Raw genomic sequence first — 26,371 nt, forward strand, 5'->3', positions numbered from 1 at the left:
ACCTAAGGATATAAAAAAAGCCGATATGACCATCATCATATCGGCTTTTTTGTATCAGTGAATAAGAGTAATACCTAAACGTACTTCTCTTCAAACTCTTTCATAAATTGCACAAGCGCTTCAACACCTTCTAATGGCATTGCATTATAAATTGATGCACGCATACCACCGACAACTCGGTGTCCTTTCAATGCTTTTAAACCCGCTTCATCAGCTAATTCAAGAAACTTCGCATCCAACTCTGGATTTGCCAACTGGAATGGTACATTCATCAAAGAGCGATTATCAGAATGAACGTCATTACGATAAAAATCCGAGTGATCAATGTAATCGTACAGAACCGCTGCTTTCTTACGGTTATGTGTTTCCATTGCGTCAATACCACCATTAGATTTCAACCATTTGAAAACTAATCCCGCAAGGTACCAAGCGTAAGTTGGAGGCGTATTAAACATAGATTCTTTATCCGCTAATACACCGTAGTTTAATACACTCGGCAAAGCTTGAGCGGCTAAATCCAATAGATCATCACGAACAATAACAATCGTTAAGCCCGCAGGACCAATATTCTTCTGTGCCCCAGCATAAATAACACCGTATTTCGACACATCAATCTTACGCGATAAAATGGTCGATGACATATCAGCAACAATTGGCTTATCGGTTACAGGCAGATCATTAATCTCAATACCATCAATGGTTTCATTTGGACAAAAATGCACATACGCCGCATCATCGCTTAATGTCCATTCAGAAGCCGATTGAACCGCTTTCTTACCATCAACATCAATAATGGTATTAATCACATTTGGTGTGCAATATTTTTGCGCTTCTTCAACCGCACTTTGAGCCCAATAACCAGCGTCAACATAATCAGCTTTAGTATTACCACCCAATAAATTCAAAGGTACCGCAGCAAACTGAGCTCTGGCACCACCTTGGCAAAATAACACTTTATAGTTGTCTGGAATCGCTAATAGATCACGTAAGTCTTGCTCTGATTCTTCAGCGACTTTAATAAACTCTTTACTGCGGTGACTTATTTCCATCACAGATGTGCCTAAGCCATTCCAATTTACCAATTCCTTTTGAGCTTGGGCGAGAACGTCTACTGGTAACATTGCTGGTCCAGCACAAAAGTTAAATACTTTTTCCATGTTTCTTAAAACTCCTGTTGATGTTTACAACACTAACTGACAAAAAATGATTACGAAATTAATAACACCTTTCATCTCATAAAGGAATCAGAAAGTGATCTATTTCACTAAATCCATAACGATGACAGATTCAAGTTAAAAATATCAATTAAAAAAATAGCCCACCAAAGTGAGCTATTTGTATAAATATAAATGAATTAACGAAGATAAGTTAAAAAGCCTAATAGCATAAATAGAGGCATTTTTTGACCATTTGGTAACTCAATTTGACCATTAGCAATCTTCGCAGATAAACGATAATTATCGCCCTCTTCCGTTGCAAATTCATTAACAAGTAATTCATCCATTTGCATACGAAGTTCTGGTGTCTCATCTACCAATTTTTTCGCAATAACTAGCTCAGAACTGCCTTGTAATGTTTGAACTAATTTATCCGCATTTTGAGAAGCTCGCGCAGTCCCTGCCGGTAAAGTAAGTAGAATTTGGCTATTCACTTTACTGCCTAGTACATCAGCACTAAATTCATTTAAGTTTACTTTAAAACCCTTAGCAGCAAGTAAATCAAAAGACAGCATCAGTTGTTGTACTTTTTCTGGCGTGATTTCTTGATCTTGTAATAGAGGGACTAGCTTAATTAATGCATCATAGTTCAGCTCTTCAAAACTTAAGTCAAAAACACCATTTTCCAAAGTACCACTGTCTGTAACGATTTCATTTATCGTTAGCTTATTGCTAGAGCTTAGTGCATTGTCTTCTGGCTTATCTTTTACTTCTTTGATTTGGTTAATGCTCGTGTAGTTAAAGCCTTTCACTTCATTGTGATTTTGACCTTCTACGTCATTTAAAACCAATTTATCCATATTGATGTTTGCTTCACCAATGAAGATATCACCCACATAATGACCAACACTTTGACCTTTTACGTTATCAACAATAAACTCAGATTGATTATCTAGACGTAATTCAGTCTTAGGCAGGTCATAAGCTAAAGTGAATTGACCATCTTTTTGTACCGTCGCAGATACTTGACTTGCGGCAACAAATAATTTTTCAACACCCTGCGCACGTAAATCATCATTAACAAAATTAGCGTCTTGGCTTGAAAGAAGTAACTCTGTTGTACCAGTTAATTGACTCTCAGTCGTTAACTTAAGTCCTTTAATGAAATCAGACTTATTCGCTTCAGTTTCAAATGTTGATACCGAGGAGATCGATAACAAGCCATGAGATATTTCATGATTCACAATAATGTCAGTCGGATATCCAGCATGTTCTAGTTCAGCACTTAAACCCGGATCAACAACATGAATTCGACTTTGAGCCGTCGAACTTAAATAACCGCGATCATAAGAAAGATTTTCAATAGCAATTACTGAATTATCATAAGAAGCGATTCCATCTTTAAAAATGGCTTCACCAATCTTCCCTGTCGCAAATGGCCAGCAAGCAACAAGAGCAACAGCTCCACCTATTGCTGCATATTTTTTTAACTCATTCATATTGGTATCCAACGTTATCAATTTCAATCAGTTTACCTAACACAACAAGTTCAATACAACTCTATTTATTAGATAACTGCGTCATATATAACAAAACTTACTATGCTTGGCTTAATTTTTGCTTTATTTTATTAAATATATATACATGTTCATTTTTTGACGATTTGTTGTTACTTCAAATTTATATATTGCTTTCTAGCAAAAATACCGATTTCTGTTAGTATCTAGGCCATATTTTTTGTTTACAGCACTCAATTTGATAGGTTTCAAATATCATGATCCGTAAAACACTTTTAGCATCAAGCCTAATGTTTATTTCTGCAACTTCAATGGCTGCAGATGACGCAAACAATGCCATCATGAGCAACTTCAGCTACGATTACGTTGAAGCTCGCATTGGCTTTAGCCCTTCAACATTCGGTGCTGGTTTCAGCAAATCAATTCACCCAAATGCTCACGCTATCGCAAGCATTGATTCAGAGCTAGATGGCGATTACGACCTAGCAGCTGGTCTTGGTTTCCACGCTCCAGTAAACAACTGGGCTGACATCACAGGTGAAATGTTATTACGTGTTGTTGATGACAACCATAAATACCACAATGACACAGGTATGGAACTGAACCTTGGCGTACGTCAATGGTTAGGTCCACAACTTGAAGTTGGTGGTAAAGTAGGTTACCTATCTATCGATGATAACGACGATACTCTATTCTCAGTATACGGTCGCTTCCACTCAACAGAGCTATTCTCTATTGGTGCTGAAGGTCGCTTCAATGGTATCTACGGTGATCAGCTTCTGCTAACAGCTCGTTTTAAATACTAATTTAATTAGATATTTAAATACAAAAAAACCTCGTTATCCCTTAACTTTATTTGTTTCGGTATAACGAGGTTTTTTTATGAAATAAACAAATCAAACTTGCTGTAATAATGCTTGCTTTGCAGGCTCTTGTAATAACGTCCAATGAACACCTGATTCTGCACCTGCAAACTTCCAAAGTAACTTAACATCAACATCACCACCATAGGTGTGATTCACTTTTTTAAATACATCAACAGCACCAATTTCCAGAAATGAATCAACATCAGGTACTCCTGCTTTTTTGACCATTCTTTCTAATGTCAGTTGCATATTCGGTAAGTCACGTAAACGGCGGTTTTCTTTTGATTTTTTAAACTCTCTTTCTAAACGAGAGTTTTCCATAGCTTCTTGAACAATAGAAAGAAGAGAAGCTGGTTTCTTTTCAAATAACTCAGTAACATCAAAATAATTTACAGTCGCAATTGTCGTCTTCTTAACATGCTTGAAACGCTCACAACCTAACTCTTCAAACCGAGCATCAACCTCACCACCACCGCGTACATATAGTCGTCCATCAGTAACTAGCGAGAACATGGCGTCTTCGGTAAACAAACCAACACCACCAAACATTGAACGTTTATTGAATCTTCCCAGTTTTTTTACAAAGTTAAAAAAGCGCTCTTCTAGATGACTCATCTCGATCTCCTTGATCTTTAAATTAACATCCCCCGTCCCTGTCATAAAATTGACATCAAGCAATTGAATAATAAACGTACAATGAATAAGTTTCTATTATTTTTATATTAATACCTGAAATAGCAGTATATTTCTTTATTTCGATCACATTCTTCTTAATTAATTCATGTAACGAAACAAGTAGTTCTTCAGGCTCGTATCACATTATAATGACATAATACACCACACCATTACATTGATGAATCTCACAAGATTCATTTATGACGTCAATAAATCATCACTTATTTAATAAGACGTATTAACTTTGACGTTTGAAGCCAACTATTTAGTTTGAGGACGTGCTCAATTCTTCAAGTTTTTTTTTAGTACGTATAAAAATAATGTATGATTTAACCATTACTTAAACATATGAATTAAAATGAATCATTTATCATTTTTTTGGCTAGAACACGATAAAGAGAAAGCTCTTAACGCATTGAGAACTGAGTTTAGCCAACAAGTTACATCCAATATCACATCGGGGAAAATTCAGCTTCCACCGATCCCTGATGTTGTACTTAAAATTCAGAAATTGTGTACTCTTGAAGGCACAATGATTAAAGATGTATCTGATACGCTTTTAGAAGACCCAAGCCTGACCGCTATTGTTATTAGAATGGCGAATTCTGTCGTATTTAACCGTCGTAATATCACCTGTACAGACGTGTTAACTGCTGTTTCTCGCCTTGGTATCTTCCGTGTCCGTGACATTGTTACCGCTCAAGCTATTGAGCAGTTAAAATATTCAAGTGATTTAAATAGCGAATGTAATTCGTTATTACGTAAAAGTGCGGCTAAGTCTCGCGAGTTCGCTGCCGTCATGACAATGGTATGTGAAGAGATATTGAAAGAAAGCACAGACGGTTCACACGATTATCTTGAACCAGAAAAGGCATTATTAAGTGGTCTTTTAGCAGACATCGGTCTATTTTGCTTAGTCAATAAATACTACAACTACCTTGAAGAAGGGAATTACCTAGACCTTGATGTCGCACTTTATATTTTTGAAAAAGAATGTAATCCAATCAGCTACCATGTATTGAATCATTGGCAGTTTGATAGCGATTTCCTTTCAATAGCAACAAATAAACAAATTTCAGAAAGTAACTTACCAGTGAGTTACTTAAACATCGCTCGTATTGCTAATCATTTGTTAATGTTCAGAAATGATGATGACGATATTGATGACCATGAAGTTGAGATAACATTAGAAGGTGCTGAAGCCCTTTACACACTGAGTAACCTTACTAATACTCAATTCAACGATCGCATCAGAGAAACACTTCGAAGCAGCGGATTGTAATTAAATTACAACAAATCAATTAACATTATATTGCCGAATTTGAAAAGCCTTGATATTCTCGGGGCTTCTTCAAAAGTTGGGTTTATTATTATGTTTTCTGGAATGTTATTTGTTTTTTTACCATTGCTTTTAGGCTATTTAATCCCTCTTCATACGAAGAAGCCACTTCAGCATATAAATGCCGCAACAAGCCACCTAGTTACGGTTATCCTAGCTCTTATGGGCTTAAGTCTTGCGGCTCTAGATAATCTTGCTCAAAACCTCAATCAGATCTTAACGATTACGGTTACTTTCTTTGTCGCAATTAGCGTATGTAACTTAGCTATTCTTCCTATCATGGATAAGCTATTCCCGCTAAATTCAGAAGGGAATAAAAACTCACTTCCACTATTTAAAATGATCCTAGAATCAGCAAAGCTGCTCTTAGCGGTTGCAGGAGGTTTAGTATTTGGCTTACTTTCTGGTATCGATTTAAGCTGGGTAGAACAAGCCAGTGAGATAATTCTGCTGCTACTTTTATTTTTAATCGGTATCCAACTACGTAACAGTGGCCTTACACTTCGCCAAATCCTATTAAATAAACACGGTATTATTATCGCCGCAGTTATTATGTCTACCTCTTTTGTCGGAGGCATCATTGGTGCTCTTATCCTTGATATCCCATTACCACATGGCTTGGCGATGGCTTCTGGTTTTGGATGGTATTCACTTGCAGGTATTTTGATGGGTGATGCATTAGGCCCTGTTTATGGCGGCGCGGCATTCTTGAACGAACTTTTCCGAGAGTTAGTTGCTCTACTTTTAATCCCAACTTTAATTCATCGTTACCCAGTCACCTCTATTGGTTATGCTGGAGCAACAGCAATGGATTTCACACTTCCTGTTATTCAAAATTGTGGCGGGATTCGCTGTGTTCCTATTGCTATTGTGAGTGGTTTTATACTGAGTCTATCGGTTCCTTTTTTGATGCTATTCTTCGTTTCTCTTTAAGTGTTCGAAGCAGAAAAACATTATTCGTACCAGATTAAGTGGGAAGCATCACACTGTGAATCGTTTCAATTGCATTTAGTTACACTCTATTTACAATCACAAATTGATAATTACGATTCATTTATAAGGATTTAAAATGAAACTTGCCGCTCTAATCTTACCTTTTGCATTGCTTACGACGTCAGCTCAAGCTGCAGATACTCAATGTTTAAGCGACAAATACAGTCAATATATAGATGCATCTTTAACTTGGTATCAAGAACTCATAGCCATTACCGTGAAAAAAGATCCAAACCTACAAAGTGTTGGTGATTGGTTTCTTGAAGGGCGCAAACATCACTTTGAACTGAACCGTGCTGCAGTGGATTACTATCTTGAAAACGCACCAGAAAAAGTTAAAACCAATCAATCAATAGAATCATGGTTACAGCTTACTCAAAAAGAAGTGAAAGAATTAGCAAGCCATGATGATGATTTAGGTAAAATAGCTAAAGCAACCTTCGATGATCGTCAATCTCAGCCACATAAACAAAATTATGAATTACGCTCTGCCTTTGCAGATATCCTAAGTCATCCAAAAACGATTGATGCACCACTAAAAGCTTACAATCAAAAAATGACCGATATCAGCATGATTAAATGTCAATAATATTGATTAATTTATCACCACTCATTCATTTTTGGTGATAAATCCACCCTTCAAGACTCGATGAGGCACATTTTACACAAGACATTTTCGTCATTTTGTTCTAAATTGTGCCCTCAGAGCCTGTAAAGAACCACCCTCTTTACTTTTCAATCATCAACAAATAGAACAGATACCATGGTAACAGACAACAAAACAGCAGATGCGAGCTTTGAAAGCCTGCTGCGAATTTTTACTGTTCCGGAAGCTCCCGATTCGACTCTTGGAATAATTGAAAAAGAACTTTCACAGAACTTAAATCAATTTTTAAGAGAGCATATTGTTGCCGAAGAAAAGCCATTGACTGAAATCGAAAAAGATTTTACCGATTCATCAATGCCAGAATCTCCGACCTATGTGTCAGAACATACTGAGCACTTATTAGATACCCTTGTATCTCAATCCGTTCATACCTCTGCACCTAGTTTTATTGGACACATGACATCGGCATTGCCTTACTTTTTAATGCCGCTTTCTAAAATCATGATTGCCCTAAATCAAAATTTGGTGAAAATTGAAACATCAAAAGCATTTACCCCGTTAGAGCGTCAAGTGCTTGGTATGTTACACCGTTTAATTTTTGGTCAAAAAGACAACTTCTATCAACACTGGATGCACAGTGCTGACCACTCTTTAGGTGCTTTTTGTTCTGGCGGTACCATCGCTAACATTACTGCACTATGGGTTGCAAGAAATCGCCTATTAAAACCAGAAGGTGATTTTGAAGGCATTGCCAAACAAGGACTTTTTGCTGCTCTTACGCATTATAAGTGTAATGGGTTAGCTATTTTCGTTTCAGAACGCGGCCATTACTCACTCAAAAAAGCAGCGGATGTACTTGGCATTGGTCAAGATGGCGTTATAGCCGTTAAAACCGACAACAACAATCGTGTTTGTCTTGACGATTTAGAACTTAAAATTGCACAAGCAAAAGCGAAAAATATTAAGCCACTGGCTATTGTTGGTGTTGCAGGTACCACAGAAACAGGTTCAATTGACCCACTGCGTGAATTAGCAAACGTTGCTCAACGTGAAGGATGTCATTTCCATGTGGATGCGGCTTGGGGCGGTGCAACATTAATGTCGAATACGTACCGGCACCTTTTAGATGGTATTGATTTAGCCGATTCCGTAACGATTGATGCACACAAACAACTATACGTACCAATGGGTGCAGGTATGGTTATCTTTAAAGATCCTGAATTAATGTCTTCTATCCAGCATCATGCTGAATACATTCTTCGTAAAGGGTCTAAAGATTTAGGTCGTCACACACTTGAAGGTTCTCGAAGTGGTATGGCGATGTTGCTTTATTCTTGTTTCAATGTGATCAGTCGCCCTGGTTATGAATTATTAATCAACCAAAGTATTGAAAAAGCACACTACTTTGCTGATTTAATTCAACAGCAAGATGATTTTGAACTGATAACAGAGCCTGAGCTTTGCTTGCTGACTTATCGTTATGTTCCAAGTCACGTGAAAGCGGCGCTGACAGTTGCGACTGACGAACAAAAAATTGAGATTTATGAGCACTTGGATAATCTCACCAAGTACATTCAAAAAACGCAACGTGAAACTGGGAAATCTTTTGTTTCTCGAACTCGATTAACGCCTGAAGTTTATCAGCATCAACCAACTATTGTTTTCAGAGTTGTATTGGCAAACCCATTAACCACAAAAGAAATACTGCAAAATGTATTAATTGAGCAAAGAGAAATTGCAAGCAGTAGTGAAATATCTTTACCTCTATTAAACCAAATTGTAGACAAAATCCTTCGTTAATTCTTCTATATAGGTTGTTTTATGAATGTAAAACAACCTATCTTTTTTGTAATTCATTTCCTTTCTAACTGAAACTTAATCACGAAATTATCGATAAAATTTTAGTTTTGTCGTATTTACACCGAAAAATCACTTTCTAAATTGAAAGTGTTTTTAGAGATCTGTCATATTATTGTTATTAAAATACAATCAACGAAGCCAATTGTTAGAGGCTAAGTAAACAAACGTATATACTTATTCAAACGGATAATCTTAACCAAAGTGTCTTTTCAAATCACTCTGGTTAAGGTTATATCAAATTAAAATGTAGAAGAGCGCATATGAATACCATTGAAAAAATACAAAATAATTTAGATAACTTCAGCAAATCAGAGCGCAAAGTAGCTGAAGTAATTATGGCCTCACCTCAAACCGCAATTCATTCAAGTATTGCCACTTTAGCTAAAATGGCTGACGTGAGTGAGCCAACGGTAAACCGTTTTTGCCGTCGACTAGATACAAAAGGCTTCCCAGACTTTAAACTTCATCTTGCACAAAGCCTTGCCAATGGTACTCCTTATGTAAACCGTAATGTTGAAGAAAACGATGGTCCAGATGCATATACGCATAAGATTTTCGAATCAACAATGGCATGTCTTGATGTCGCTAAAAACAGCTTAGATCCAATGCAGGTAAACCGTGCAGTTGACCTTCTAACACAAGCGAAAAAAATCTCTTTCTTTGGTTTAGGTGCATCAGCTTCTGTAGCGCACGATGCCATGAACAAATTTTTCCGATTTAACATTCCTATTGCTTGTTTTGACGACATCGTGATGCAACGAATGAGCTGCATCAATAGCACAGAGAATGATGTAGTCGTGTTAATCTCACACACAGGTCGAACTAAAAGCTTGGTTGAAATAGCAGAGCTTGCTAAATCAAACGGCGCAACAGTTATTGCGATTACTGCAAAGGATTCACCTCTTGAAAAAATGGCATCTTTAGCTATTTGTTTAGATGTGCCAGAAGACACTGACGTATATATGCCAATGGCAAGTCGTGTTGTTCAAATGACCGTTATCGATGTTCTAGCAACTGGCTTCACATTACGCCGTGGTGTTGGTTTTAGAGACAACCTGAAACGAGTTAAAGAAGCACTTAAAGATTCTCGCTATGGAAAAGATGAACGCTACCAATAGGTTTTACCTATCAATCTAAAAGGCATAATCATCTTTACTTAATTCATATTGATAGGCATAGTTAACCTATTGATTGCGAACCATATCCGCTAATAATTTTTGGAGAAAGCTATGTTTGTTGTTATTTTTGGTCGTCCTGGTTGTCCATTCTGTGTTCGAGCTAAAGAGCACGCTGAAACGCTAACTGAAAAACGTGATGATTTTAAATTCCGCTATGTTGATATTCATGCTGAAGGTATCTCAAAAGCAGACTTAGAAAAGACGGTAGGTAAACCAGTTGAAACGGTTCCTCAAATCTTTATCGATGAAAAACACATTGGCGGTTGTACTGAATTTGAAGCGTACGCAAAAGAAAATTTAGGTCTTTTTGATTAATTTCAAATAGCTAATTTATAAAATTAAATCACCGCTCCCAAACGGTGATTTTTTTTTAATTTTATTTCTAAATATGGTTATACATTCGCCATTTTTAAGTTAGACTTACGTCACACTTTCTTACTCCATATTTCAGGCAAAATACAGTGAACATTGATGTTGCGACATTGTTATCGCAAAACGATATCTTACTTTTATTCGTTGTTCTCGCTCTTGGCTTATTCATAGCTAAACTTAGGATTGGTAGTTTTCAACTAGGCAGTTCTATTGGTGTTCTTATCACCGCCCTCTTTATGGGAAGTCTTGGTTATACTTTTACCGCTGACTCTCTCAATATTGGCTTTATGCTATTTATCTTTTGTGTTGGTATCGAGGCTGGACCAAACTTCTTTGGTATCTTCCTACGAGATGGCAAACACTACCTTCTACTTGTACTTGTTGTATTAGTCTCTGCTGTTTCACTCAGTTTTTTAACAGGCCACTACTTCGGTTTAGACTACGGTTTATCAACAGGCATGATGGCTGGCGCATTAACAGCAACGCCTGTATTAGTGGGTGCAAAAGATGCATTAAATTCTGGTTTAGCAGCCCTGCCTGAAGGTGTCGATTTTAGTAAGGTAATAGACAATTTAAGTGTCGGTTATGCTTTCTCATATTTAATCGGTTTAACTAGCCTTATCCTTTTGGCTCGTTTACTTCCGAAATTGCAAAAACAAAATCTACAAGACAGTGCAATGCAAATTGCTCAAGAACGTGGAATAGGAAGTGCAGGACAGAGAAAAGTATACCTACCAATCATTCGAGCTTATCGTGTTGGCCAAGAGCTAATCGACTGGACTGATGGTAAAAACTTACGTGAGCTAGGTATTCACCGCCAAACGGGCTGTCACATTGAACGTATCCGTCGTAACGGTATTTTAGCGAACCCCGATGGTGACTACATTTTACAACAAGGTGATGAAATTGCCCTTGTAGGTTATCCAGATAGTCATGCTCGTCTCGATTCAAGCTTTAGAAACGGAAAAGAAGTATTTGACCGTAACTTATTGGATTTACGCATTGCTGAAGAAGAGATCGTAGTTAAAAGCGATAATATCGCCGGTAAGCGCCTTTCAGAATTAAACCTTTCTGAATACGGCTGTTTCCTTAACCGTGTGGTTCGTGCACAAATTGAAATGCCAATTGAACACGATATCGTATTAGCGAAAGGTGACATTCTTCAAGTGAGTGGTGAAAAAAGCAAAGTTCACTACCTAGCAGACAAGATTGGATTTATCTCAATTCATAGTCAAGTATCCGATTTATTAGCTTTCTGTAGCTTCTTTATCCTTGGCATCATGTTCGGGATGATCACCATGAGCTTTGGCCAAGTTACATTTGGTTTAGGTAATGCCGTTGGTCTATTGATTTCAGGTATTACATTAGGTTTCTTAAGAGCAAACCACCCTACCTTTGGTTATGTACCGCAAGGGGCTCTAAACATGACCAAAAACCTTGGTTTATTAGTGTTCATGGTGGGTATTGGGCTAAGTGCTGGTGGCAATATTAATGAATACTTCTCTGAAGATGGCTTAAAAGTACTTGCTGCTGCGTTTATTGTCAGTGTGATACCAGTAATTTTAGCCTACCTTGTTGGTGCCTATATTCTTAATATGAACCGTGCTTTATTAATTGGTGCGATTATCGGTGCTCGTACTTGTGGTCCAGCAATGGACGTAGTTAACGAACACGCACGCAGCACCATACCTGCACTGGGTTACGCTGGTACTTATGCGATTGCCAATATCTTAATGACCGTTGCCGGCACCATTATGATACTCCTAGCATAATATACACTCATTATTAGAACCCATTTATTGGAACCAATAAAAAACCCCAGAATGAACATTCACTCTGGGGTTTTCTTTTCTCTTTTGTTTACTGATTATACTTATGTAGATTAGTATTAGATATCAGCAACATCAAAGTTTACTTCAGGGTTAACATCAGCGTCGTAATCAACACCATCAACACCAAAGCCAAATAGTTTTAAGAACTCTTCTTTGTACTCAACATAGTCAGTTAGATCTTTTAGGTTCTCAGTAGTTACTTGAGGCCATAGATCACGACAGTGTTGTTGAATATCTTCACGAAGTTCCCAGTCATCTAAACGTAGACGGTTCTTCTCATCAACTTCTGCTGCTGAGCCGTCTGCTTTATATAGACGTTGGCTAAACATACGTAGAATTTGCTCTTGGCAACCTTCGTGTACGCCTTCTTCACGCATTTTCTTGAATACCATTGCAATGTACAATGGCATAACAGGAATTGCAGAACTTGCTTGTGTCACTACAGATTTTAGTACTGCTACGTTTGCTGTACCACCTGTTGCAGATAGTTTCTCGTTTAGCGCCGTTGCTGCACGATCTAAATCCATCTTAGCTTGACCTAGAGCACCATCCCAGTAGATTGGCCATGTAAGCTCAGTACCGATGTAGCTGTATGCAACGGTTTTACAACCATCAGCTAGAACACCAGCTTCTGATAATGCGTTAATCCACAGTTCCCAGTCTTCGCCGCCCATTACAGTCACTGTATCTTTGATTTCTTGCTCTGTTGCAGGCTCAACTGATGCTTCAATGATTGCATCTTTGTTTGTATCTACCGCTGTTGCTGTGTAAGTTTCGCCGATAGGTTTCAGTGAAGAACGAATCACTTCACCTGTTTCAGGCATTTTACGTACAGGAGATGCCAATGAGTAAACAACCATGTCGATTTGACCTAAATCTTCTTTAATTAGATCAATCGTTTTTTGTTTTGCTTCATTAGAGAAAGCATCGCCATTTAAACTTTTAGAGTATAAACCTTCTTCTTTTGCAAGTTTGTCAAAAGCTGCAGAGTTATACCAACCAGCTGTGCCTGGTTTCTTCTCTGTACCCGCTTTTTCAAAAAATACACCGATGGTTGATGCACCACCACCAAAAGCAGCTGTAATACGAGAAGATAGACCGTAGCCACTTGAAGAACCAACAACTAATACACGTTTTGGTGCGTTAGCAATTGGGCCTTGAGCTTTAGTTAATGCGATTTGCTCTTTTACGTTTTGCTCACAACCAACAGGGTGAGTGGTTGTACAAATGAATCCACGAATTCTAGGTTTGATGATCATATTCAACTTTCCTTCTAATAATTACCTTGTAGGATAAAAGGTTCTTCTCCAGTTCGCATCCCATTTATGACAATTTTTGTCAAAATAGTGAGTGGTTGGAGGTGTAGAAATGGTTTTTACAAAAAAAATGGAATTATCTTCACTTTTTTTGAACTATTGGAAAAAGCGGCAGTCTGAATTTATGTTCATAATTCCACTGCTTTTTCTTGATATATTCAAGAAGCCCGTTATCTCGCTAATTTTAGCATTATAGGTAACGGGTTTTTCTTTATCTGGACCACTATTTCTTACCGATAAGCGCCCAAAAAAATAATTTAAAAAAAATCGAATATTTATTGAACTAAGAGAAAAATCGCTAGTCTGATTTTATACCCGTTGATGATGAATTCTAAAATTTAGCAGGCCGCCAAGTTTTATCTTATCAACTATAGCTTTTTCATAATTCCTTATATTCCTTTTGCCCATTCAATTTATTGTTTGGGCTTTTTTTTATCCAAAAAAATACCCCGCTATTTGCGAGGTATTTATCAAAACTTATACCATTCTGGATAAGTAGTTGTTCAGATAATTGCGTAGGAAAAATTGATTAGAGCAAGGCATAAATTACAGTAACTAGTGGATCTAATTACAAAATTTATAACGCAGATATAATCAATTTTAACAAGCAAGAATGATCAAATACTTATGTAGATTGGTATTATTTTAAGATAGCAGGTTTATGCTGCTTTCTTTGGTAATGAGATGCTTAACAACACATAACCTACAACCGCTGCCAATGTAGAGCCCATCAAGATACCTAAGCGAGCCAGTTTATCAAACTCAGGATTCACCCCACCAAATGCCAGTGATGAAATAAAGATAGACATAGTAAAGCCGATACCACATAGCACAGATACTGCGAATATATGCTTCATATTTACGCCAGCTGGCAGTTTCGCAACACCTGATTTAACCGCAAGGTAACTAAAGCTGAAGATACCTAGAGGCTTACCAAGGAACAGGCCTAAAGCAACACCTAGAGGTAAGGTTGTCGTCAAACTATCAAGTGACACGCCATCTAGAGAGATACCAGCATTAGCAAATGCGAACACAGGAAGGATAGCAAACGCAACATAAGGGTGTAATGCGTGTTCCATGTGTTTTAGTGGTGAACGCTCACCTTTATTGCCTTTAAGAGGGATAGCAAAACCAAGAACCACACCAGCTAACGTTGCGTGAACACCTGATTGCAGTACGCTCACCCATAGGATAAAGCCAACCAGTAAGTACCAACGGATCTTGGATACGTGTTTTGCATTCAGTAAGAACAGTAAACCTGTCATTACAAAACCAATAACAAGAGCAAGAACAGATAGATCACTTGTATAGAAGAAAGCGATAATAACAACAACGCCTAAATCATCAATAATAGCTAGAGCAAGTAAGAACACTTTTAAGCTAACAGGAACTCGATTACCAAGAAGTGCCATGATGCCTAATGCAAACGCAATATCCGTTGCCGCAGGAATAGCCCAACCAGATAGAGCTTCAGGATCGCCCATATTAAATGCAACGTAAACTAACGCTGGCGCTAACATACCACCTACTGCTGCAATCGCAGGGAAGATAGCAGTTTCTTTTGATTTTAACGCACCTTCTAATAATTCTCTTTTTACTTCTAATCCAATCAATAGGAAGAAAACAGCCATTAGGCCGTCATTAATCCAATGTGATACAGACATTCCACCGATATAAGAATGTAAAAATGTATCGTACATTGGTGCTAATGAAGAGTTTGCAATCATCATAGCAATCGCAGCTGCGATCACTAACAGAATCCCACCGGCAGATTCTAATTTGAAAAAATTCTTAATAACATCACTCATAAGATGTCCTTGCTTATAATTATGGTTTACTGAAAAACGAATAAGAAAAGTCTACCCGTTGATCAATATCAAGAATAATCGCTTGTTCAGAGCTTATACATCGGAAAATCCGAAGTGTTAAGCGTTTTACAGCGCTTTATTCGCATCGTCTATATTCAATTCAATTAATATCCAGCTAATTGCATGAATCCAGAAGCTTGATGTGAACCCGTTGTTGTTATTGGTCCTTGCCAATAAGGAATAAATGCATCTAACCACTGTTCATTTCTCATTACTTGAGTGGTTAAATTAATATCGTATTTTGGAATATTTATAATCCATTGTAGCGGCACTTTTCGACCATTTTTTAGTTGGCGAGCAGGCAAAGTTTGTAAAGTGAGATCTTCTTCACTAAGTAACGTATAACTGCCATTCTTTCTCAATAAGACGCCAAATTGGTATGGAGGATGATCTTGGTATCGGTATTGCGTCACCACTAACTTCGTTTGGTTATCCAAATTAACAACAAACCAATCTCTGCCATACTGATTTTCATCAAAAAAACCACTCGCCCACTCGTGCTCTAATAACGCTTGGCCAGTAATGGTATACGTCTTATTATCAAACGTTACAGAGCCACGCACAGAAATAAATGGTTCTATGTATTCATAAGAAGCAATAGGAAGGAAATCGTGTTTTTTCAAATAACCGTTTTCCCCCATAAGTACAGGATGGGTATTTGAATTTAGTGATAGCTTTAAAGAAAACTCATCAGAAGATGCTGCAAATGTTCCTGGAAATGGAGAACGACTTAAACTGCGCCATTCCCAATCATCAATCCAAACGCGATATGGACGTTGACTCACTCCAACCTGCCCAATACCACCTCGGGCCAAGCGTTCAGCAACCCATTTACCATTTTTAGTCGTAATCACAACCTTGGCAATGTATAAACGAGGATCAAGCCAACCTTTAGTCTCTCTATCATCATTAGAGACTCGAAACATACTCCATTGTATGCCTATCGCATCCCCATTTTGATTTTTAGCATTCACTGTCATTAGCCATTTTTCATGCTGATATTCAGGATGTTCTTGATAATCTTTAGGAAAAACAATGGGAGTGTCAGGTAAAACTGGTTCAAAAAAAGCACCATCGGTATGTGAGAAAATCGTATTAGTCTCACTACCACTTTCAACGTTAACCTGTTTCCAATTAAAGTAATAAGCGAGAGCACAACCTAAAATAGCAATTAAAATCAGCACTGATATTATCAAGCTACTGTTCTTTTTATTTTGGTTTTGCATTACAAAGATTCCCTTAATGAAGTAATGGCTTGTCGCTTAGTGACTCTCCAAATGGTTCCAGCACCAGCAACTGTCAATGCCAGTAAGGTCCACAAGAAAGTGGTTGCATACTCTTTAGGAAAATAATGGATCTCCATCGTCCAACCAAAAGCGTATTTCATTACAATATCAATCAATAGTTGTGAGAGTATTAACCCCAAAGGCAATGCAATAAGAATCGTAAATAAGCCAATAACCAACAATTGTAAGCCACCAAGCAGCACCAACTCTTTACCCGATAGCCCTAAACACCGCAGTAATGCAGTTTGTCTTTGTCGTGATATTTCACCAACCAATGTGGCAAAAAACAGACCGAAAACAGCGATAACTAACGTCAGATTACCAAGGGTTCCCGTAACAATAAATGTTCTATCAAACACACGCATTGCTTGTATTTGAATATTATTATTATCGCTAACCTGCTCTGCGGACAATCGATACTGTTTTAATACTCGTCCAATTAATTCGGTTCTTTTTGATTGATCCGTTAGCACCACACCAATCCCAGTTTTACCCTGACCACCAAACGCTTTTAACCATGTCCCATGAGAGAGTAACAATTGGTTATACGGATTTCCGTAATCATAATACACCCCAGAAATCTGCCAATTGTTCCCCATAGGAGCAGGAAGATCGATGTAATCACCCGGTTTTAAGTCCCATTTTAATGACATGGATTCACTGATTAATACATTACGTCCATGGTGAAGCGAATACCAGTAATCAGGAATCGCCACTTTCATGGTTAACGCATTTTTCTCACCCTCAGTAGAACCAGTACTGATGATCTCTAAATTGCCAAATTCTGTTTGATAATCAATCTTCCACTGACGCCACACAGATTTCACTTCAGGTTGTTTTTCTAACCAGTAACTGATTCGTCCAGCCGATGCTTTACTTGGTTCAATATAAATATCAGCAGCCAAGCGTTGCTCTAACCAATTGTTAGTGGTTGCTCTAAAACTGCCCACCATGGTTTCTACGCCAATATTAGACGCTAGCGCAAGCATAAAGGCCATTGCCGCCACACCACGATAACTTAAGCTTGCCGCTGAATCAGAGAAGAACCAACGTGCTTTTGCTGATGGCAATGTATAAGAGAGCCAATCAAAAAACTTCCAAATAATAAACGGGGTTAACAACCCAATACTTATCATTAAGAAGCCAATTAACATAAACCCATTTCTATGGCTATGGGGTAATAAATTTATCAGATAAGCAGCAACCAAAATTACACAAGCGATGATAGCTTGAACTTCAAACTCTTTACCCGCAAAACGAGCTAAAGATAAACGAGCAGTTAAACGAATTGGCTCAATGGTTAAAAGACGGTACAACGGCCAACCACAAGCTAATACACACCCTAATACGGCCATTAGTAGACTTTGATAACTCCAATCCCAACTCCATGAGATTAATAAATCCACTTCAGCGCTATACAAAGAATATAAACTGTTCGATACCGTCGGCATTAATTCATTTGCCAACAATAAGCCAAAAAAGTTACCACTTATCCAGCCAATAATGATCCAAATGATCACTTCAAGGCTCATGGCCATAATCAATTCTTTGGTTGATACCCCGATTTGTCTCAGCGTCCCAACTAATGGTTGTCTCTGTACAAAAGAGAGCGACATGGCTTGATAGAAAATAAAGAGACCAACGATAAAAGAAAGCATCCCCATCGCTAATAAATTGGTATGAAAAGCATTGGTGAGCGCTGTTAATCCTGATTCTTTATGGGTTTCCAGTTGTAGTCCTCTAGGAAGCATACGCTCCAGACGCTCTTTTTTCTGCTCAGACATCGCTCCACAAAGAATGATACTAAAGCCTGCTTTGTGGCCTAGCATCTTAGTCAGTGCGATATCTGAAAACAGTCGAGAGCCCGCCAAGCGATTTTGTTTATCAACAATAACCGGGCCAATATTGGATTGGTTTTTTAACTCAATATAATCGCCATCTTTTAAGCTAAAATACGAAGCTAAAGGCTGGCTGATCAATACCGGGAACGGAGGACGCATTAAAGACAACATATTGTCCGTGTTTGCTAAGTTCCCTGATGAAATCTGCATTAACGCAATAGGATCGATACCAACCATAGAGATATCAATCTTTTCATTGGTTTCTAAATGCAAGGTTTGTATAGGCATGCAAGAGGTGTAGCCAGCCCGACGTAAGTTAATATAAAACGCCTGAGGGATAACAACATTATCTTGAATAGAGCGAATACGATTAGGAAAAGGGTTTGAGAAAAGCTTTTCGCCTTCGCTATAACTGACTTTAGCGTGATGGTTTATCGCTAGAACACCAACAAGTAAAGCAACTCCGAGTGTTAAGCCAAGCCACACTAAAAAGATTTGCAACGGATGTTTACGGTAGTGTCCAAGAAGCGCTTTAGCTACCGGAAATAACATTCAGTAAGCCTCCCTGAAGTTTCACTAAACCATCCATATGCTCTGCCACTTTCTCACTGTGAGTCACCAATAAAAGTGTGCAATGAAGATCACGAGATAATCGTGTTAACAAACGCATTACTGCTTCTGCATTTTTTTCATCTAGGCTACCTGTTGGCTCATCCGCAAGTAATAATTTTGGCTCCATATACAAAGCTCGAGCAATCGCAGCTCGTTGCTGTTGTCCACCAGAGATTTCTTCAGGGTAACGACCAAGTAGAGGCATAAGATCAAGAGCTGAGATAATTTGACGCCATAACGCATCATCGTCTCTTAACCCTTTAAGTTGGCGACAAAAACGAATGTTATCAGCCACGCTTAACGTAGGAAGAAGGTTAAACTGTTGGAATACTAGGCCAATATTGTTTCTGCGGTAAGAAGTTCGAGAACTTTGTTCAGGGGCGTGCATTGAAAAACCAGCGATATTAATTTCACCACTGTCTACACTATCTAGGCCTGCGATAAGATTTAAGAGGGTGCTTTTTCCTGAGCCACTTTCGCCCATTAATGCTATCTGAGCTCCTTGCTCAATTGTTAATTCTGCCCCTTGAAGGATTGGATGAAACTCGCCACCATCCAAATAACCTTTATTCAGGTTTGTCAGCTTTAACATATCCCCTCTCAAAAGATGTATTGTGATATCGGTAACAGAATCTACACTATTCCCCTTACTTCTTAAAGCTTTTTATGGTCTAACTCGCAGTTCGACACAGATATCAAACATAATGCTAACTTTTGCCACTTATCTACCCAATTCTTAAATCTATTTTTTTGATTTCATTAAATAAATTTTCCAGTTCACTTATTCATTTCATCATGTCTCAAAAGTAATGATTAAATTAAGTAGATGGTCATAAATTATACTAGAATCAAATAGTATTAATAAAAAAAGCAATTAGGAAAAGGATGGATTCTTACAAATGACTCATAGGATAATTATTGTTGGTGCATCAGGGTACATAGGATCTCAGTTAATTCCATTGTTATTAGAGCAAGGACATCAAGTTATTGCTTGTGCTCGTAATATCAGTTATTTGACCGATAGAGTTCAACAACACCCTAACTTACGTTGTGAATACCTTGATTTAGAAGATAAAACGACAATCGGTCCACTCTTGTCTGAGTGTGATATTGGTTATTTTTTAGTACATGGGATGTCACACGGCCATGATTTTATTAATTACGAAATCTCCTTAGCTCAAAATTTTGCAGATGCCGCTAAGCAATCCCAACTGAAGCGGATAATCTATTTAAGTGCATTACAACCAGAGAATCATCAGTCACAGCATTTACTGGCTCGACAAAAAACCGGGGAAATTCTTCGCTCTACCGGCATCACCACCATCGAAATTCAATCGGGTATTATCATCGGAGCAGGTTCTGCTGCTCTTGAGATCATGACCGATTTTATCAATCACTTACCCATCATTCTCTGTCCTAAATGGATTCATTCTCAAGCTAATCCTATCGCCATTGATAATCTAAATGATTACCTCATTCAATCTCTTGATATCGAAGTTAATGATTCACTTTCCCTAGAAGCTGGAGGGCCAGATACGGTCACCTATCTTCAGCTCTTTAACCTTCTGGCTAAACGACTTAATAAATCCATTAAAATTATTCCAACCCGTTTTGTTTCACCCAAATTTGCCGGATTATGGCTTGGTATCATTACCTCGGTTCCATCAGAGTTAGGACGTGCGCTTCTCGCAGGAATAGACCATGATTTGCTTGCAGATAATTCAAAAATACAGCAACTCATGCCCCAAACACTCACCCCACTTCCTGAAGCATTGAAATTGGCTAATCATACTTCTACTAATAGTCTACAAGGCGAAATATGGGGATTTGATCCAAGCGCACTGCGTCGCTGGCAACCCGATTACGGTTACTACCCTAAACAAGCCGGAGCCAGTTTTACAACCAACGCATCGGCTAATTCACTGTGGAAAGTGATACTGCGACTTGGTGGGCCTGAAGGGTACTTTTTTGCTAATGGACTATGGCGAACCAGAGAGTGGCTTGACCCACTGCTTGGTGGATCTTTTCCTATACGAAGAAAACCAAAATCAGATCAGTTACAACTGGGTGACTACATTGATTCTTGGAAAGTGATCCGCTGTGAAAACAACGAATTTTTATCCCTATTATTTGGAATGACCGCCCCAGGATTAGGACGACTCGAATTCTCAATAAAAGAGCTTGAAAACAACACCAGAGAATTAGATGTTCGCGCTTGGTGGCACCCAAAAGGGTTTTGGGGATTAATGTATTGGTTTGCGATGTTTCCTGCACACCTTTTTATTTTCAAAGGCATGGTAAAAGCGATATGTAAAAAAGCCGAGAAAGAAGAAAAAGGATAAAAGAAGTTATACCATTCTGGATAAGTAGTTGTTCAGATAATTGCGTAGGAAGAATCGATTATAGCAAGGCATAAATTACAGTAACTAGTGGCTCTAATTACAAAATTTATAACGCTGATATAATCGATTTTAACAAGCAAGAATGATCAAATACTTATGTAGATTGGTATTAGAATAGGAAAAATAAAAAATGGGCTCTACTAAGAGCCCATTCAATTTCGATAATCGGTTATTTTTTCACATTAAATGAAAATGGAATTTCACCTAGCTGAGTACCATGGTTATGAGGGTAAATTAAATACTCTCCATGATACTTCACTTTTGATTTGTAATCTGAACGCTTATGCACCATTAAACCATGCTCAAAAGCCGATTCAACAAACTCATGGTGATTACCACGCACATAACAAGTCAGTGGTTTAATTAACTCTTCACTTTCAGCATCAAAGCATGATTCAAGTTGAGTAGAACAAATGATAAATGAATGATCACCATCAGAAAACAACGAGGCTTTTTCTAATACTTCATATTCAGTTGTTACACACCACTCTTTCTCTTCTAACGATTCACTCCACGCCATAATCGCAGATTTAGAAATAGATTTTGCTTGCTCAACAGGCGCTAACTCAGCGTATAAACGAGAGTATTGTTCAAAACGCACCGGTAATTGAGTACCCGTCCCTTTTGTGCGTCCCTCTTTTTGCCAAGTCATCAAATCTTTTGCAACGCAATGTGCAAAACGTTGAGACTTAATTGCAGTTGTTACCCAACGAATTAAAAAGTGATTCGCACTTACCGGGTTTTTAGGTAAACGGCCACTGTCTTTAGACTCTTGTAGATCACCAAGAGCACTATTAATTACTCGTTGAATTTCTTGATAATAATCAACTGCTTTTTTTTCTTTACTCATTTACGCTTTTCGTCCAAACACAAAATAAAAACCAAAAGATAATATAGAACATATCGCCATGGAACTTACCATAGGCCAAGCCGAATCAGAAGGAAACATTGCAATACACGCCCCAACCAATGAGCCAGTACCAAAACGTAATGTACCCGCTAATGATGATGCAGTACCTGCCATTTTAGGGTAATGACTTAATAATAAGCCCATAGTGTTACTACCTATGGTAGAAATACAACCAACAAATAAAACCACTGGAACCACAGTACCCCATAAACCCCAATCGAGTAATTGGCCTACAACCATCAAAATACCCGCGAATAATTGGATTGAGATACCCAATTTCACCATGTTGTGAGAACCCATTTTCTTAACAATACGGCCATTGATCGTGGTCATAATAATTAAGAACACCACATTAAGGCCAAACAGATAACCAAAGTTCGAAACACTCACACCATAAATATCAATGTAAACAAACGAGCCAGCGGTTAAAAACGAGAACATACCAGCAAAAGAGAACGCACCAGAAAAAATCAAACCAAGAGAAACGGGATTTTTAAATAACGAGCGGTAATTTCGTAGAGACGTCATTAACCTAAACGGAGAACGGTTCTCATCAGTTAAGGTTTCAGGAATACGCCATAAAATAGCCAAAATAATCAGTACAGCAAAAGCCGCTAACAACCAGAAAATAGAACGCCAGCCAAACCACACCGCCATGTGTCCACCCACCATAGGGGCAACCAAAGGCGCTACAGTCATCACCAAAGTAATGAATGCCATCATTCGTGCGAAATCTTCTTTATTAAACATATCACGAACAATCGCTTGAACTACCACAGCAGAAGCCGCACCAGCAACACCTTGCAGAACACGAATGTACATTAATGATTCAATGCCACCGACTAACGCACCAATAACCGCACAAATAGCAAATAAAACCGTGCCAATAATCAAGACTGGGCGTCGACCATAACTGTCAGCTAATGGACCATGAATCAATTGGGCAATGGCAAAACCCGCAGTATAAGCGGTTAATGTCATTTGTACTGAGCCAGCGGTTACGCCTAAGTCAGAAGCAATACTTGGCATCGCAGGTACATACATATCAATAGCTAATGGAGTGAGTGCAGAAATTGCACCTAAAATAATAACTAATAGTATGCTTAATTTGGGGGGCTCAGAAAGAGCAGTTTCAGCGGATGACATAACAGCGATACCAATAAAATAAAACAGCAGGACAGGAGTTCAAACAATATCGATTCAAACAAGAATGATCAGATATTTATTCGATTTATTATAGTATCACGCCCTCTTACAACATGCCTTTTATATTCGAGCTCTTTGCATAAAATTTACACAAAAAAACGGCGAGACATAAATGCCACGCCGTTTTTAATATTGGATTGATAAGGCTGGTTAATTATTCGCCAAATACCGCTTCAACTTCTTCTTCAGTTAAGTAACGGTACTCACCTGGTTCTAGAGAATAATCCAAACCTAAACCACCGATTTGAGCACGGTGTAAACCTTCAACTTTATTGCCTAAAGCAGCAAACATACGCTTAACTTGGTGGTATTTACCTTCATGGATAGTTAATAGAAGTTCGTGTTCTTCTTCATCAACAATTTCCATTACAGCTGGCATCGTCAGATCTTTTTCGCTCTTAAGCTGAATACCCGCTTCCAATTTCTCAGCGTAATCAGCACCGATTGGATCAGCAAGCCATACACGGTATGTTTTTGCACACTTACGTTTAGGTGATGTGATCTTATGAGACCATTGACCGTCATCCGTAATAAGCACTAAACCGGTTGTATCAACATCTAAACGACCAGCGAAATGCAGCTTCTCAAGATTCACTTCATCTAATAAAGACAATGCCGATGGGTGCGTACTGTCTTCATGAGAACATACATAACCATCTGGTTTAAATAGCATAATGTAGCGAGGACCGTGGAATTTCAGTTCACGTCCATCCCATTCAACGGTTGAATCATCTGTTACTTTTACAGATGTTACTTTTGTTTTCACGCCATCAACAGTAACCGTACCACTTTTAATGATTCGAGTTGCTTCTTTACGAGTGGCACCTAATGTTTCGCACAAAAATTTATCTAAACGCATGAGAACCTCATTTCAATATTCTGGCGCATTATACCCAAACCTTTTAAAGATGCGAGCATCAACCCAGATTTGTTAGTGTGCGCCGCCTGCCATAGGATCAGGCTTGCCATTCGATTTAACAAAAAACATCAAAATAGCAGCAAAAGCAAGGAAGCAGGACATCATAAAAAAGACATCATTATACGCCATGATCGCTGCATCGCGTTGCATTGTCATGGTGAGAGATGCTTTTGCTTGTTGCATCGCCGTCGCAGGATCGCTGCCTTTAGCCACAAACATCGCCGCACTCTGGTTTAATTGATACCAACCATCCGTGCTCACACTGGTTAGGGTTTCTTTAATATGCCCTAAATGCTCACGAGTTTTGTTATCCAATAGCGTCGCAATAAACGCAATACTGAACGCACCACCAAGGTTTCGTAAAACATTGGTAATGGTTGATGCATCAGCCACTTCTTGCTTTTGAATTCCTTCCATTGCCACCAACGATAAAGGAACCATAATAAACGGACTGCCTATCGCACGTAATATCATAGAGAAAATGAGCTGATCACCACCAAACAAATAACTCATGTGCGTATTTACAAAGCAGCTAATACCAAACATAGAAAAGCCAAAGAACACCAAATATTTTGCTTTAATGATCTGCGTTAATTTCGGTACTAATGGGAAGATCAATAATTGAGGAAAACCCATCCACATTAACACTTCACCAATCTCCAAGGCGTTATAACCTTGAATTTGGATCATATACATTGGCAGCACATAGATAGAACCCAGCAGCGCCATACCCAAAATCAAATACGCAATACACGACATGGCAAACTGACTTTGCTTTAACAGCCGCAAATTAACCAATGGTTTTTTATGCTGCAACTCATTGATAATAAAGTAGGTTAGGCTGATAACTGAAATAATAGATAGCGTAATAATAAAGCTTGAGCTAAACCATTCTTCACGGTTCCCTTCTTCAAGTACCACTTCTAAACAACCCAAACCTATCGCCATGGTGATAATACCAAGCCAATCGGCCTTCAATAGGCTTTCTAGCTTTAATGGCTCATCATCCAGACCGTAATTCACCATGCACAATAAAGCGATTGCTGGTGGTAGGTTGATATAAAAAATGTAGTGCCAAGAGAAATGCTCAGTTAACCAACCACCAAGCGTTGGACCAATAGAAGGAGCAAAGGTCGCCGTTACCCCAAACAGAGCCATCCCCACCGCACGTTTGTTCACAGGTAATAAATGAACTACAAGGGAAAACGCCAGAGGAATTAACGCACCACCACTAAACCCTTGAATGGCACGAAACACAATCATCGAGCCCATGTTCCATGAAAAAGAACACAGTAGTGAAGCAACGGTAAATACGACGGTTGTCCATGTTAGATAACGACGTTTACCAAGCGCTACAGACAACCAACCACTTAATGGAATCGCTATCATTTCAGCAACAAGATAAGAGGTGGAAATCCAAGAACTCTCATCCATGGTTGCCGATAATGCACCTTGAATGTCTTTTAAAGATGAGTTGGTGATTTGGATATCAAGGATCGCCATAAAGGCACCAATCAAACCACCAAATAATGCTATCCAATGACGACGTGGGATCTCAGGTTCAAGTGGTTTTTCAACCACTTCACCTTCAGGAATACTTACCGATTGACTCATG

General features: G+C 38.4%; 21 protein-coding genes. 9 read left to right on the forward strand and 12 right to left on the reverse strand.

What is annotated here, in order from left to right:
* Positions 1 to 74: 74 nt before the first annotated feature.
* Together serC and HC728_RS01635 are read right to left on the reverse strand one after the other, a co-directional pair.
* A complete protein-coding gene (serC, locus tag HC728_RS01630) occupies positions 75 to 1,157 on the reverse strand; it encodes a 3-phosphoserine/phosphohydroxythreonine transaminase (RefSeq protein ID WP_190395069.1) in 1,083 nt (360 codons plus the stop codon).
* Between the two features lie 197 nt (positions 1,158 to 1,354).
* Complete coding sequence (locus HC728_RS01635; RefSeq protein WP_190395070.1) at positions 1,355 to 2,656, reverse strand: DUF945 family protein; 1,302 nt, start codon at positions 2,654 to 2,656, stop codon at positions 1,355 to 1,357.
* 275 nt (positions 2,657 to 2,931) lie between these two features.
* On the opposite strand from HC728_RS01635, the gene HC728_RS01640 reads away from it, so the two are divergent.
* The gene (locus HC728_RS01640; RefSeq protein ID WP_005418478.1) at positions 2,932 to 3,480 is read left to right on the forward strand and encodes a hypothetical protein; all 549 of its coding nucleotides are present in this window, start codon (positions 2,932 to 2,934) and stop codon (positions 3,478 to 3,480) included.
* A gap of 90 nt (positions 3,481 to 3,570) precedes the next feature.
* Here HC728_RS01640 and tfoX read toward each other — a convergent pair whose 3' ends face one another.
* Positions 3,571 to 4,200 carry a DNA transformation protein TfoX gene (gene tfoX / locus HC728_RS01645; RefSeq protein WP_081300364.1) on the reverse strand — a complete coding sequence of 210 codons (630 nt, stop codon included), beginning with the start codon at positions 4,198 to 4,200 and terminating at the stop codon, positions 3,571 to 3,573.
* A gap of 373 nt (positions 4,201 to 4,573) precedes the next feature.
* Here tfoX and HC728_RS01650 point away from each other — a divergent pair, with 373 nt between their 5' ends.
* From HC728_RS01650 to HC728_RS01680, 7 genes are all read left to right on the forward strand, one after another.
* Entirely contained in the window at positions 4,574 to 5,497 is a 924-nt protein-coding gene (locus HC728_RS01650) for an HDOD domain-containing protein (protein ID WP_017018412.1), read from the forward strand.
* Between the two features lie 90 nt (positions 5,498 to 5,587).
* On the forward strand, positions 5,588 to 6,487 hold the full coding sequence (locus HC728_RS01655; RefSeq protein WP_017018413.1) for a lysine exporter LysO family protein: 900 nt from the start codon (positions 5,588 to 5,590) through the stop codon (positions 6,485 to 6,487).
* 136 nt (positions 6,488 to 6,623) lie between these two features.
* Positions 6,624 to 7,136: a hypothetical protein gene (locus HC728_RS01660; RefSeq protein ID WP_017018414.1), complete on the forward strand. Its 513-nt coding sequence runs from the start codon at positions 6,624 to 6,626 to the stop codon at positions 7,134 to 7,136.
* Between the two features lie 174 nt (positions 7,137 to 7,310).
* Complete coding sequence (gene panP / locus HC728_RS01665; protein ID WP_017018415.1) at positions 7,311 to 8,954, forward strand: pyridoxal-dependent aspartate 1-decarboxylase PanP; 1,644 nt, start codon at positions 7,311 to 7,313, stop codon at positions 8,952 to 8,954.
* A 320-nt stretch (positions 8,955 to 9,274) separates the two neighbouring features.
* Positions 9,275 to 10,132, forward strand: coding sequence for a MurR/RpiR family transcriptional regulator (locus HC728_RS01670; protein WP_011261554.1), 858 nt, complete (start codon positions 9,275 to 9,277; stop codon positions 10,130 to 10,132).
* A gap of 111 nt (positions 10,133 to 10,243) precedes the next feature.
* Entirely contained in the window at positions 10,244 to 10,507 is a 264-nt protein-coding gene (locus tag HC728_RS01675; RefSeq protein ID WP_005418461.1) for a GrxA family glutaredoxin, read from the forward strand.
* Positions 10,508 to 10,653: 146 nt separating this feature from the next.
* Positions 10,654 to 12,336 (forward strand): aspartate:alanine antiporter, encoded by a 1,683-nt coding sequence (locus HC728_RS01680; RefSeq protein ID WP_005418453.1) that lies wholly within the window; start codon positions 10,654 to 10,656, stop codon positions 12,334 to 12,336.
* Positions 12,337 to 12,452: 116 nt separating this feature from the next.
* On the opposite strand, the gene fabV is transcribed toward HC728_RS01680, so the two are convergent.
* The 5 genes from fabV to HC728_RS01705 all read right to left on the reverse strand — a co-directional run bounded on the left by fabV (position 12,453) and on the right by HC728_RS01705 (position 19,911).
* Positions 12,453 to 13,655, reverse strand: coding sequence for an enoyl-ACP reductase FabV (fabV, locus tag HC728_RS01685; RefSeq protein ID WP_005418452.1), 1,203 nt, complete (start codon positions 13,653 to 13,655; stop codon positions 12,453 to 12,455).
* Positions 13,656 to 14,371: 716 nt separating this feature from the next.
* Entirely contained in the window at positions 14,372 to 15,520 is a 1,149-nt protein-coding gene (gene nhaA / locus HC728_RS01690; RefSeq protein WP_017018416.1) for a Na+/H+ antiporter NhaA, read from the reverse strand.
* Positions 15,521 to 15,684: 164 nt separating this feature from the next.
* Entirely contained in the window at positions 15,685 to 16,806 is a 1,122-nt protein-coding gene (locus tag HC728_RS01695) for a lipocalin-like domain-containing protein (protein ID WP_069581089.1), read from the reverse strand.
* Positions 16,806 to 19,259 carry an ABC transporter permease gene (locus HC728_RS01700; RefSeq protein ID WP_065604093.1) on the reverse strand — a complete coding sequence of 818 codons (2,454 nt, stop codon included), beginning with the start codon at positions 19,257 to 19,259 and terminating at the stop codon, positions 16,806 to 16,808. Before HC728_RS01700 ends, HC728_RS01695 begins: the two co-directional genes overlap by 1 nt.
* Complete coding sequence (locus tag HC728_RS01705) at positions 19,240 to 19,911, reverse strand: ABC transporter ATP-binding protein (protein ID WP_005418445.1); 672 nt, start codon at positions 19,909 to 19,911, stop codon at positions 19,240 to 19,242. Before HC728_RS01705 ends, HC728_RS01700 begins: the two co-directional genes overlap by 20 nt.
* A 307-nt stretch (positions 19,912 to 20,218) precedes the next feature.
* Between HC728_RS01705 and HC728_RS01710 the strand changes: the two genes are divergently transcribed.
* Positions 20,219 to 21,661 (forward strand): DUF2867 domain-containing protein, encoded by a 1,443-nt coding sequence (locus tag HC728_RS01710; RefSeq protein ID WP_190395071.1) that lies wholly within the window; start codon positions 20,219 to 20,221, stop codon positions 21,659 to 21,661.
* Positions 21,662 to 21,890: 229 nt separating this feature from the next.
* On the opposite strand, the gene HC728_RS01715 is transcribed toward HC728_RS01710, so the two are convergent.
* The 4 genes from HC728_RS01715 to HC728_RS01730 all read right to left on the reverse strand — a co-directional run bounded on the left by HC728_RS01715 (position 21,891) and on the right by HC728_RS01730 (position 26,370).
* Positions 21,891 to 22,571: a DUF2913 family protein gene (locus HC728_RS01715; RefSeq protein ID WP_017018423.1), complete on the reverse strand. Its 681-nt coding sequence runs from the start codon at positions 22,569 to 22,571 to the stop codon at positions 21,891 to 21,893.
* Entirely contained in the window at positions 22,572 to 23,777 is a 1,206-nt protein-coding gene (locus tag HC728_RS01720) for a Bcr/CflA family multidrug efflux MFS transporter (RefSeq protein ID WP_190395072.1), read from the reverse strand.
* Positions 23,778 to 23,991: 214 nt separating this feature from the next.
* Complete coding sequence (rsuA, locus tag HC728_RS01725; protein WP_005418437.1) at positions 23,992 to 24,696, reverse strand: 16S rRNA pseudouridine(516) synthase RsuA; 705 nt, start codon at positions 24,694 to 24,696, stop codon at positions 23,992 to 23,994.
* Between the two features lie 72 nt (positions 24,697 to 24,768).
* Positions 24,769 to 26,370, reverse strand: coding sequence for a DHA2 family efflux MFS transporter permease subunit (locus tag HC728_RS01730; RefSeq protein ID WP_017018426.1), 1,602 nt, complete (start codon positions 26,368 to 26,370; stop codon positions 24,769 to 24,771).
* Between the last annotated feature and the right edge of the window lies 1 nt (position 26,371).

It is taken from the genome of Aliivibrio sp. S10_S31 (assembly GCF_014694495.1).
Classification (GTDB): domain Bacteria; phylum Pseudomonadota; class Gammaproteobacteria; order Enterobacterales; family Vibrionaceae; genus Aliivibrio; species Aliivibrio fischeri.

Bases quoted from the DNA above. Each gene is read 5' to 3' on its own strand.
- HC728_RS01720 (WP_190395072.1), bottom strand. From the start codon at position 23,777: ATGTCATCCGCTGAAACTGCTCTTTCTGAGCCCCCCAAATTAAGCATA.
- HC728_RS01670 (WP_011261554.1), top strand. From the start codon at position 9,275: ATGAATACCATTGAAAAAATACAAAATAATTTAGATAACTTCAGCAAA.
- HC728_RS01660 (WP_017018414.1), top strand. From the start codon at position 6,624: ATGAAACTTGCCGCTCTAATCTTACCTTTTGCATTGCTTACGACGTCA.
- panP (WP_017018415.1), top strand. From the start codon at position 7,311: ATGGTAACAGACAACAAAACAGCAGATGCGAGCTTTGAAAGCCTGCTG.
- HC728_RS01705 (WP_005418445.1), bottom strand. From the start codon at position 19,911: ATGTTAAAGCTGACAAACCTGAATAAAGGTTATTTGGATGGTGGCGAG.
- HC728_RS01730 (WP_017018426.1), bottom strand. From the start codon at position 26,370: ATGAGTCAATCGGTAAGTATTCCTGAAGGTGAAGTGGTTGAAAAACCA.
- HC728_RS01635 (WP_190395070.1), bottom strand. From the start codon at position 2,656: ATGAATGAGTTAAAAAAATATGCAGCAATAGGTGGAGCTGTTGCTCTT.
- HC728_RS01650 (WP_017018412.1), top strand. From the start codon at position 4,574: ATGAATCATTTATCATTTTTTTGGCTAGAACACGATAAAGAGAAAGCT.
- HC728_RS01640 (WP_005418478.1), top strand. From the start codon at position 2,932: ATGATCCGTAAAACACTTTTAGCATCAAGCCTAATGTTTATTTCTGCA.
- HC728_RS01675 (WP_005418461.1), top strand. From the start codon at position 10,244: ATGTTTGTTGTTATTTTTGGTCGTCCTGGTTGTCCATTCTGTGTTCGA.
- fabV (WP_005418452.1), bottom strand. From the start codon at position 13,655: ATGATCATCAAACCTAGAATTCGTGGATTCATTTGTACAACCACTCAC.
- HC728_RS01655 (WP_017018413.1), top strand. From the start codon at position 5,588: ATGTTTTCTGGAATGTTATTTGTTTTTTTACCATTGCTTTTAGGCTAT.
- HC728_RS01695 (WP_069581089.1), bottom strand. From the start codon at position 16,806: ATGCAAAACCAAAATAAAAAGAACAGTAGCTTGATAATATCAGTGCTG.
- serC (WP_190395069.1), bottom strand. From the start codon at position 1,157: ATGGAAAAAGTATTTAACTTTTGTGCTGGACCAGCAATGTTACCAGTA.
- HC728_RS01700 (WP_065604093.1), bottom strand. From the start codon at position 19,259: ATGTTATTTCCGGTAGCTAAAGCGCTTCTTGGACACTACCGTAAACAT.
- tfoX (WP_081300364.1), bottom strand. From the start codon at position 4,200: ATGACAGGGACGGGGGATGTTAATTTAAAGATCAAGGAGATCGAGATG.
- HC728_RS01715 (WP_017018423.1), bottom strand. From the start codon at position 22,571: ATGAGTAAAGAAAAAAAAGCAGTTGATTATTATCAAGAAATTCAACGA.
- HC728_RS01710 (WP_190395071.1), top strand. From the start codon at position 20,219: ATGACTCATAGGATAATTATTGTTGGTGCATCAGGGTACATAGGATCT.
- rsuA (WP_005418437.1), bottom strand. From the start codon at position 24,696: ATGCGTTTAGATAAATTTTTGTGCGAAACATTAGGTGCCACTCGTAAA.
- nhaA (WP_017018416.1), bottom strand. From the start codon at position 15,520: ATGAGTGATGTTATTAAGAATTTTTTCAAATTAGAATCTGCCGGTGGG.